The 7,636-nt window shown below is 34.5% G+C and carries 15 protein-coding genes; 13 read left to right on the forward strand and 2 right to left on the reverse strand.

Translation table 11 applies throughout. The annotated features are described in order from the left end of the window. Positions 1 to 246, forward strand: a 246-nt coding sequence (locus tag H8Z82_RS16270; protein ID WP_186995688.1) for a hypothetical protein, incomplete at its 5' end; no start/stop codon positions are given. A gap of 1,191 nt (positions 247 to 1,437) precedes the next feature. On the opposite strand, the gene H8Z82_RS16275 is transcribed toward H8Z82_RS16270, so the two are convergent. Next, positions 1,438 to 2,286, reverse strand: coding sequence for an ArdC family protein (locus tag H8Z82_RS16275; protein WP_243176511.1), 849 nt, complete (start codon positions 2,284 to 2,286; stop codon positions 1,438 to 1,440). A gap of 214 nt (positions 2,287 to 2,500) precedes the next feature. On the opposite strand from H8Z82_RS16275, the gene H8Z82_RS16280 reads away from it, so the two are divergent. The 12 genes from H8Z82_RS16280 (at position 2,501) to H8Z82_RS16335 (ending at position 7,399) form a co-directional block, all read left to right on the forward strand. After that, entirely contained in the window at positions 2,501 to 2,692 is a 192-nt protein-coding gene (locus tag H8Z82_RS16280; RefSeq protein WP_186995690.1) for a hypothetical protein, read from the forward strand. A 335-nt stretch (positions 2,693 to 3,027) separates the two neighbouring features. After that, positions 3,028 to 3,348 (forward strand): hypothetical protein, encoded by a 321-nt coding sequence (locus tag H8Z82_RS16285; protein ID WP_186995691.1) that lies wholly within the window; start codon positions 3,028 to 3,030, stop codon positions 3,346 to 3,348. Between the two features lie 99 nt (positions 3,349 to 3,447). Then, positions 3,448 to 3,609 carry a hypothetical protein gene (locus H8Z82_RS16290; RefSeq protein WP_186995692.1) on the forward strand — a complete coding sequence of 54 codons (162 nt, stop codon included), beginning with the start codon at positions 3,448 to 3,450 and terminating at the stop codon, positions 3,607 to 3,609. 49 nt (positions 3,610 to 3,658) lie between these two features. Continuing rightward, positions 3,659 to 3,979: a hypothetical protein gene (locus H8Z82_RS16295; protein ID WP_186995693.1), complete on the forward strand. Its 321-nt coding sequence runs from the start codon at positions 3,659 to 3,661 to the stop codon at positions 3,977 to 3,979. A 48-nt stretch (positions 3,980 to 4,027) separates the two neighbouring features. After that, a complete protein-coding gene (locus H8Z82_RS16300; protein ID WP_186995694.1) occupies positions 4,028 to 4,432 on the forward strand; it encodes a hypothetical protein in 405 nt (134 codons plus the stop codon). A gap of 191 nt (positions 4,433 to 4,623) precedes the next feature. Then, on the forward strand, positions 4,624 to 4,800 hold the full coding sequence (locus H8Z82_RS16305) for a hypothetical protein (RefSeq protein WP_186995695.1): 177 nt from the start codon (positions 4,624 to 4,626) through the stop codon (positions 4,798 to 4,800). 52 nt (positions 4,801 to 4,852) lie between these two features. Continuing rightward, positions 4,853 to 5,032 carry a hypothetical protein gene (locus tag H8Z82_RS16310; protein ID WP_186995696.1) on the forward strand — a complete coding sequence of 60 codons (180 nt, stop codon included), beginning with the start codon at positions 4,853 to 4,855 and terminating at the stop codon, positions 5,030 to 5,032. Positions 5,033 to 5,128: 96 nt separating this feature from the next. Further along, complete coding sequence (locus H8Z82_RS16315) at positions 5,129 to 5,593, forward strand: hypothetical protein (RefSeq protein WP_186995697.1); 465 nt, start codon at positions 5,129 to 5,131, stop codon at positions 5,591 to 5,593. Between the two features lie 22 nt (positions 5,594 to 5,615). Beyond that, positions 5,616 to 5,780 (forward strand): hypothetical protein, encoded by a 165-nt coding sequence (locus tag H8Z82_RS16320; protein ID WP_186995698.1) that lies wholly within the window; start codon positions 5,616 to 5,618, stop codon positions 5,778 to 5,780. Between the two features lie 92 nt (positions 5,781 to 5,872). After that, positions 5,873 to 6,343, forward strand: a complete 471-nt coding sequence (locus H8Z82_RS16325) for a hypothetical protein (protein ID WP_186995699.1) — start codon at positions 5,873 to 5,875, stop codon at positions 6,341 to 6,343. Positions 6,344 to 6,426: 83 nt separating this feature from the next. Then, positions 6,427 to 6,870 carry a hypothetical protein gene (locus tag H8Z82_RS16330; protein WP_186995700.1) on the forward strand — a complete coding sequence of 148 codons (444 nt, stop codon included), beginning with the start codon at positions 6,427 to 6,429 and terminating at the stop codon, positions 6,868 to 6,870. A 19-nt stretch (positions 6,871 to 6,889) separates the two neighbouring features. Further along, entirely contained in the window at positions 6,890 to 7,399 is a 510-nt protein-coding gene (locus tag H8Z82_RS16335; RefSeq protein ID WP_186995701.1) for an HNH endonuclease, read from the forward strand. A 39-nt stretch (positions 7,400 to 7,438) separates the two neighbouring features. On the opposite strand, the gene H8Z82_RS17205 is transcribed toward H8Z82_RS16335, so the two are convergent. Next, positions 7,439 to 7,636, reverse strand: a 198-nt coding sequence (locus H8Z82_RS17205; protein WP_207724695.1) for a hypothetical protein, incomplete at its 5' end; no start/stop codon positions are given.

Raw genomic sequence — 7,636 nt, forward strand, 5'->3', positions numbered from 1 at the left:
TATTGTACCGAATTAGAAGAAGCTTATAAAGAAGAACCTAAGTTATCATATTTATTTTCTTATTTTGGTCGTTATTGTGCATGTGAGTTGTATGCACCGGAATATTTTAAAGATGGTTGTAAATTTTCACCGTATGTTTTTAAATATAGAAGTGATGCAGAAGAAATATATCATTTATTGTTTGAAGGACAAATGTATGAAAGAGCAAAAGAAAATTTTGAAAAGTTATATGATATATTGAATTGAGTGTAATTGCAGCAGACGTTCGGAACATTCAAATTTTACCCGTATCATGAAAATTGAACACATCCGCACCCTACCGACATAAGCCCTTTTTTTCAAAATGTAAACCACCCGGGGGTATGTCTCCCATCTGTCCTGGTATCACACACATTTCCAGAGCAGATAGCAGAGACAGCACAACAGCACCAGAGAACACACAACACAATAAACAATATTCCAACCTGTGACCGCCAGAACACAAAAAGCTTATAAGCTTCTGACCATCCTATCAGACATCATAGAGAAATAGCAAAGCCCCTATAGATTGTGGAGATGGACAGAGAACACCAGACAGAAACAACAGCGGATCACAGGAGAAGATACAGAAGTATAACCGTCCAGAGATGGACACGACAACACACAACACACTTAATATAAAAAGGCTAGGAGAATCACACATATAATTCTCTTAGCCTTATTTTTTTTCTGTACTGGATAGTATTACAAATAATAATATATAATAAATATCAATCAGTATGAAATACAATAATACAATTAGAATAATATAACAGGATCACCAGACACAACAGCAGACAGCAAAGCATCAGAAAACAAAAATCCCCATAGAGACAGTACAGAACATTCACAGCAACATAATAGAAAGCTACACCCCAGATAACAGACAGCAGATACAGAGATAGCGCACAGATACAGGATAGCATGAGACAACAGCAAATAACAAATTGCTTTATGATTTGGCACACTGGCAGAGAATCATATAAATACTCTACCAAGGTTCTGTCATTGTTCTGTTACTCTGTCAATGTGTCAAATGTGTTCTGCTTCATTCAGTCACACATCATCACATAACTGACATAATGATATATACTATTATATATAATACATACACTATGTCATATCATACTATGCTATGCCATACAATACATACTGTACATACCATACCTGCACACACTGTTATATATGATACTGTATAGCACATATATACTCATACGCTCATATACTCTGATACACCATCACATGATCTATTATTACTTCATAAAGACATAAACATCATATCTGTATATGCGTCACCTTCTGCCATGCCTTATATTATAATCCATCAGACATGTATAATCTGATTCAGAAACAGGATAGACAGCAGACATATAACAGAAGGACATAAAAAAGAAGCGGTATATTTCAACCGCCTCTGTATTATTTGCCAAGGATATAATTGACTGCTTTCTCTGCCTTACTGCTTGCAGATACGACAAACTTGTTATTATTTTTCAAGGCTTTTAACCAACCTTGAATATATGCTGTTGAGTTCTTAAAGGTCTGTGGTGTTTCAATTCCTAACATGTTCATCATGAATGCACTAGATAATTCTGCACAAAGTTCTTCACGGCTATATGTTGGTGATCCAAAGCTTACAATCTCATTTGTTTCAAATCTGTTAAGCCTACTCTTGTATCCTGTGCTGTGTGCCAGTTCATGAAATGTTGTGCTGTAATATTCGTTGATATTTTTATATTGTTCTTTCATTGGGACAACTACTCTATCATTAGATGGATTGTAAGTGGCTTTATTGCTTGGCAGTTCTTTGAAGTCAAGATGTTCACGATTCACATACATTGTGATGATCTTGTCTGCTTCCTCTATTGGCTCAACCTCTTTAAATGGTACTTCCAAAGGTTCTACACCTTCAACCTGTGAGATGTGAAAGACGTTATAATATTTTAATACAGGTATCTTTCTGACTTCCTTTTCTCCTGTCTCTTCGTTTGTTTCTTCTTTCTGGTATATCTTCCAGAATACAATGATTTCTGATTTCTCACCTTTTTTAATGTGACCACCTAACTCTGACAACTGTTTAAATGTTGCATATTCACCAGAATATTTTAAAAGAATCTGATTAATGATACTGTAAGGTTTCTTTGTAATTCTGTTATATGCTCCTGATCTAACTCCTGTCCAAGGACGTTTCCAAGGCACGATTCCTTTTTCCAGTTCTGCAATAATTCTATTGGTAATCATTTCATATACATTTGCTGTTGTTGCCATAACTAATAACCTCCATCTTTTGTGCATCTTTTGTTTGGTTCTGTTCTTTTTGATAAGGTTATTATAATATATCTTGTACAAGATGTAAATGGTTATTCTTGTACAAGATTTATGTGGTATATTTATACATCTTGTACAAGTCTTACGATTGTTGCATATTTTTAAATACTATGATAAAATATCAATAATAAATTGGGAGGTGGCGCACTATATTATGAAAGAATCCGAAAAATCATTTGATGCAACACAATATAAAAATCAATTCCAGAAAGAAAAATATGATAGGATCATTGTAAATGTTCCCAAAGGGCAGAAAGAAGTTATTACTTCTTATGCTAAAGAACATAGTTATAATAGCTTAAATTCTTTTGTTGTTGATGCTATTAATGAAAAAATGAAAAATTAATAACCTATTGTATATGAGCAGGCGTTAAGCCTGTTCTTTTTTTTGTCTTTATACATCTTGTACAAGATTCATAAAAAACCAAATATATTCTTGTACAAGATTACGTCTTTACATCTTGTACAAGATGACCTATAATAAACTCATCAAATGAAACACAGCAACACACAAGAGCAACAGCGAAGGGTGAAAATGAAGTAGCGAAAGCACACCAGAGACACCAACATAACATTGGATAAGGGTAAGCAAAGATACATAAAGTTATCGAGATGGTTTAAGACCTGCCAAGGCTGATGCTCCTATAAAAAAAGAAAATCAAATCTCAGGAGGATAAAGATATGTGTAGAACAATGAAAGAGTTACAGACAATCTCAGAAAGAATCTATGAACTTGAACAGAAGAAAGCTAAAAAGAAAAAAGAGATGGATGCTCTTGAAAAAGAAATCAAAGAACTGAAAAGTGAGACTTCTTCCTATATGAAGAAACGTCAAAAAAACGAATTAACAATTGCAGGACTGACAGTTCTTTTCACAGCATTTGTAAAATCTTCTTTTGATAAAGACGCATTCATCGAAGAAAATGGTGAAGAAAGTTATAAAAAATATTCAAAGAATATTCCAGTTGAAAGAGTTACTGTAAAAGTTGCAAAGAGTAATTAAATAAAGTGGTCATAGCCACTATAAATAGGGCTTTAAGCTATGAGCGTTCCCACTCTTACAGGGTGGGAGGTAGTCAAAAGAACAGGAGGTTATACAGATATGTTGAATATCTTTAAGCGCAAGAACAGACAGAGCATTGATAAAAAGACTGCTGCCGAGATCAAAGCAATTCAGAAAGACATACAGACAGCATCAGAGCAGTATGAAGCAACAAGACAGCAGTTATTGAAAAATCTTGCAACTATTAATTCAATCTTATAAATACATTCCCTTGCGGTAGGCGGTCAGACCGTAGAAAGGTCAACACACAATGATGTATTCAGAGTTTATTGAACACAGCAATTTTACAGAACAGTATATCTCTTATGCAGAGTATACAACTTACATTGAGCCAATCTATATGGCAGCCGATCAGATTCCTACAAAGCAGGAGTTTATCGCAATGCTGAGAGATGCTTTTAAATCTCTTGTAAATCCTGTAGTTGAGAAAGCTATTCATAGCTTATCACTCAATGACAAGATCACATATCTTGAGTGTGGTTCTCAGCAAGTACAGGAGTATCTGACAAGAATCGACTTTGAAGCCCGTAAACTTGCATATCAGTATTTAAAACTGATGCTTACATTATAAATTACATTCGCTGTCCTATCGGCAATACGGGGAGAAAGAGGACGAAACATGAAAGTAAAATCAATTAAGACAGTAGAAGTAAAAGAGATCGGAGCTATTAATCTGAATAACATTGAAGCAGTCAACGGAAATCTTCTGGTACATATTCCAATTTCACATGCAAATGAAGGCTTAGAAGAACTTGTGAATAAGTTGTATAAAGACTTTCTTGAGAAGCATCCAGATGTTGACGAAGAAGAAATCTGTGTTGATGTGAATGTACAGTATACTTTCGGTGGATGGATTACAGGGATTAATTCAGATTTTATTCTTGACATTTATCTCTGGCAGGAATCAAACGAGGATGTAGTAGAAGATTACGATGACATTCCACTTTATTTAGGCGAAGAGGGAACCCGTACAGTAAAGAAACTTATCTGGGATGCACTTGGCAAAATGCTTCTGAACATCTAATTATATGGCTGCGCTATCGGCATGACGGGCAAGGAGGACATACAGAAGTGAGAGACAACAAGAAACTTAGAAGAATCACATTGATACTTCTGATTGTAAAGCTTATATGTGACGTTATATCACTTATTAGCTATCAGATAAAAGATGATTCAACCAAACACTAACAGATAAGCAACAGGGGGACGGAAACCATGAGAAGAACAGAAACAGTGATGACTTATGACCAGTGGGAGCGCAGATTTAAGAAAGCACTCAAGAAAACAATCAGAAAGAAATTGAATAGAGCATTGCAGTATCTTATCCTGTTTCTTCTCATGGGTGGTCTGCCCTTGGGAATGATTGCACACTGGTTGATAGTAGGTTATTGAGATATCCATGCTTAATGAGATGGAAATAAATCAGAAAGGAAGCGTGAGCAGAATGCGTAAGAAAGACAATACGGAACTGGAAAATACAAAAGCCACGGGGACATTTGTAGTGGAAACAGATCATGGTATTGTAACTAATATTGGATATAGTGCCATCATGCAGCCGAATGTTAAATTCAGCGGAAAACCTATGAAATGGTTTGATGATACTAAACTGTTAAAGAAGAAGTAAAACGGAAAGCGGTCATTTTTGACCGTTATTCGTTCAGACAACACAACATAAAGGATGGGAAAACATAAGAGTGTGAACACAGGAGATTATAAGGCTATGGCATCAGCGGAAACAAAGCAGAAGGAAAGTAATATGAAGAGATGTAAGATAACAAGAGCGGAAACTAAGGCAACAATGCCAAAGAAGTTAATTACATCATTAGGTTTCTTTCCTATCACATCAGCGGAAATAAATGAGGGCAGTTCAATCCAGTTCTATATTAATCTGGACAGTTCAGTTATAGATCCTGAGTGCAGATATACCATTGAAAACTGTATAGAATCACAGGATAAAGCTAAACGCATTGGATGGACTTGGAACAATGCAAAGATAGAGTTATCAATGCGCTTGCATGTGATTATTGACTCTAATTGGAATGTATCATCATCAAAGCTTGAAGTACATTATCAGGATAAGGAACAGAAAGATATATTTGGAAAATTATCTTTTGTCAACATTGTAAGAGAATATACATTAAAGACAATAATTGCTGATGCCATCAGAGCCAAATTATTCCAGTAAAGAGCGGAAAGAGTGATGGAAAATGAAACAGTCATCTAAATATGCAGGAAAATGGGACAAGGAAAAAAGAAATCTGAATAGTTTCTTTCACTTCAATGACGGAAACTATGCGGAAATAGATGATAGCATTGAAAGTTTTGACTTTAAGCGTTGGCTAAAGAAAACAGACATATGTAAAGGAATCTGATAAAGATTATTGCAATGTGGCAGCAGAGAACATATGGGAGAATAATTGGTGGTATTCTCCCTGTACAATACCATACAGAGAGGAAAATTATCATGAGATCAGAAGATCAGAGAATCATTGAAGAAATCACAAACAAAGCAGTAAAGAATGCATTAGCGGAAATGGAACAGGCAAAACCTAAACCTATAACCACAACATTAGGATATATGAATGTAACATCAGCGGAAATAGATAAATCAAGTGGAATGGAATTTTATATTAATGTTTCAGAAGTATCTGATGCATGGATAGAAGTTATCCAGAGGGCTGTTTATATTGACAGATTTAAAAACAAAGAAGCCAACAGATATGGTGCTGATTGGTGTGATGCAGGAGTAAATACATTAATACGTTTACATGTAATAATTAATCCTGATTGGAAAGTATCTACAAGTCTGGAAGTCTACTATGAGGACAAAGAAAAAGATTATATGTTTGGAACAGTATATTTCAAAGTCAATGTTGCTGATGATGTTATAAAGAAAATTATTGTTGCAACTATTAGAAATAAATTATTCCAGTAAAGCAGATAGAAAGCAGAGAAGTATATATATGGGAGAATGCTTGCGTGGTGTTCTCCCTGCACACAAACAGGAGGATTATAGAAATGGCAGTAAAATATCCAGAATTTAATGAATTAAAAAAGGAATCAGCATTTGACTGGTTAGTAAAATCAGAGGGCGAAGATTTTAAAACTAATAAGGCAATCATTCGTTTAGATATGTTCACCCAGAACAGAAAAGTAAGTATCTCAAATGATATGAAGAAAGCTATCTTGACACTGTTAAAGAAGTATGTAGATGCAGAACAGACATCATATGCAGATGTAACCATTAATGTAGAGTTGCAGAAGGTATTTGATCGTAATAGCAAGCGTAAACCTAAAACGGAAATTTATTATATTCTGTGTGTTACTGTTAAGAAAATGAATGGCGAAACTTGTAATCTGAAAAATACAATGGAAATTCACAATGTAAAAGGCTCTGGATTATTATATAAATCCTGCAAGATTTATGCATATGATTCGTTGAAACAATTCATTCTCAAATAAAGATGGAGGTGCAGCAGTCGTGAAAGAATATATCATAACTAATGGTTGCCATTATATCTCAATAACAGATACTGGAAAGATTATAAAGACACGAGATTTGATGTCTGCTACAAGGTATGCACTTGAAGTTGATGCACACCGAGTGATTAATTCTAATGCGGAGAAATGTAAAGGATACCATACATTGCTGTTGTGTAATAATAATTCTTGTAAAAAGCGGAAAATATATTCCTCTGATGTGAAGCGTATTCTTTATATACATGCTAATGGTATATGTGCAATTTGCGGAAAACCATTACAGTTGCAAGAGGTTAGCTTGGATCATTATATTCCGCTTTCGCGTGGCGGTGCTGATGATATTGAAAATCTGGAAGTTACACATACATCATGCAACCGCATCAAATCTGATTTATTACCAGAGGAATTAACATCTGAGTTAATGGACATTTTGATGTATCAGATAGAGAAGAAAGGGTGTCACAAGCTTCGATGGAATATTGCAAAGTTTATGTTAAAAGAATTTTGTTAATAACACATCTTAATTCATACTAAAACAGTAGGAAATAAACTATTCTTTGTGATATTTACATGATGTTGCAAGGAATAGTTTACTATATATGGCATTCGATAATTTTGAGATATTCAATAAACACAAGGAAATTATGGAATCATATGGTATATAGATATGGGATATTATGAAAATTCCCAAAGAAAAAACAGTACGAGCAACAGCTATTCCAGTAAATCCTAAAGAAGTTATTCTTCC

The organism is Blautia difficilis (assembly GCF_014297245.1).
Lineage (GTDB): Bacteria > Bacillota > Clostridia > Lachnospirales > Lachnospiraceae > Blautia_A > Blautia_A difficilis.

What these genes read in the sequence shown, in the direction of transcription:
- H8Z82_RS16300 (WP_186995694.1), top strand. Translation starts at nt 4,028, where the DNA reads ATGAAAGTAAAATCAATTAAGACAGTAGAAGTAAAAGAGATCGGAGCT.
- H8Z82_RS16280 (WP_186995690.1), top strand. Translation starts at nt 2,501, where the DNA reads ATGAAAGAATCCGAAAAATCATTTGATGCAACACAATATAAAAATCAA.
- H8Z82_RS16320 (WP_186995698.1), top strand. Translation starts at nt 5,616, where the DNA reads ATGAAACAGTCATCTAAATATGCAGGAAAATGGGACAAGGAAAAAAGA.
- H8Z82_RS16275 (WP_243176511.1), bottom strand. Translation starts at nt 2,286, where the DNA reads ATGGCAACAACAGCAAATGTATATGAAATGATTACCAATAGAATTATT.
- H8Z82_RS16310 (WP_186995696.1), top strand. Translation starts at nt 4,853, where the DNA reads ATGCGTAAGAAAGACAATACGGAACTGGAAAATACAAAAGCCACGGGG.
- H8Z82_RS16290 (WP_186995692.1), top strand. Translation starts at nt 3,448, where the DNA reads ATGTTGAATATCTTTAAGCGCAAGAACAGACAGAGCATTGATAAAAAG.
- H8Z82_RS16285 (WP_186995691.1), top strand. Translation starts at nt 3,028, where the DNA reads ATGTGTAGAACAATGAAAGAGTTACAGACAATCTCAGAAAGAATCTAT.
- H8Z82_RS16305 (WP_186995695.1), top strand. Translation starts at nt 4,624, where the DNA reads ATGAGAAGAACAGAAACAGTGATGACTTATGACCAGTGGGAGCGCAGA.
- H8Z82_RS16330 (WP_186995700.1), top strand. Translation starts at nt 6,427, where the DNA reads ATGGCAGTAAAATATCCAGAATTTAATGAATTAAAAAAGGAATCAGCA.
- H8Z82_RS16325 (WP_186995699.1), top strand. Translation starts at nt 5,873, where the DNA reads ATGAGATCAGAAGATCAGAGAATCATTGAAGAAATCACAAACAAAGCA.
- H8Z82_RS16315 (WP_186995697.1), top strand. Translation starts at nt 5,129, where the DNA reads ATGGCATCAGCGGAAACAAAGCAGAAGGAAAGTAATATGAAGAGATGT.
- H8Z82_RS16295 (WP_186995693.1), top strand. Translation starts at nt 3,659, where the DNA reads ATGATGTATTCAGAGTTTATTGAACACAGCAATTTTACAGAACAGTAT.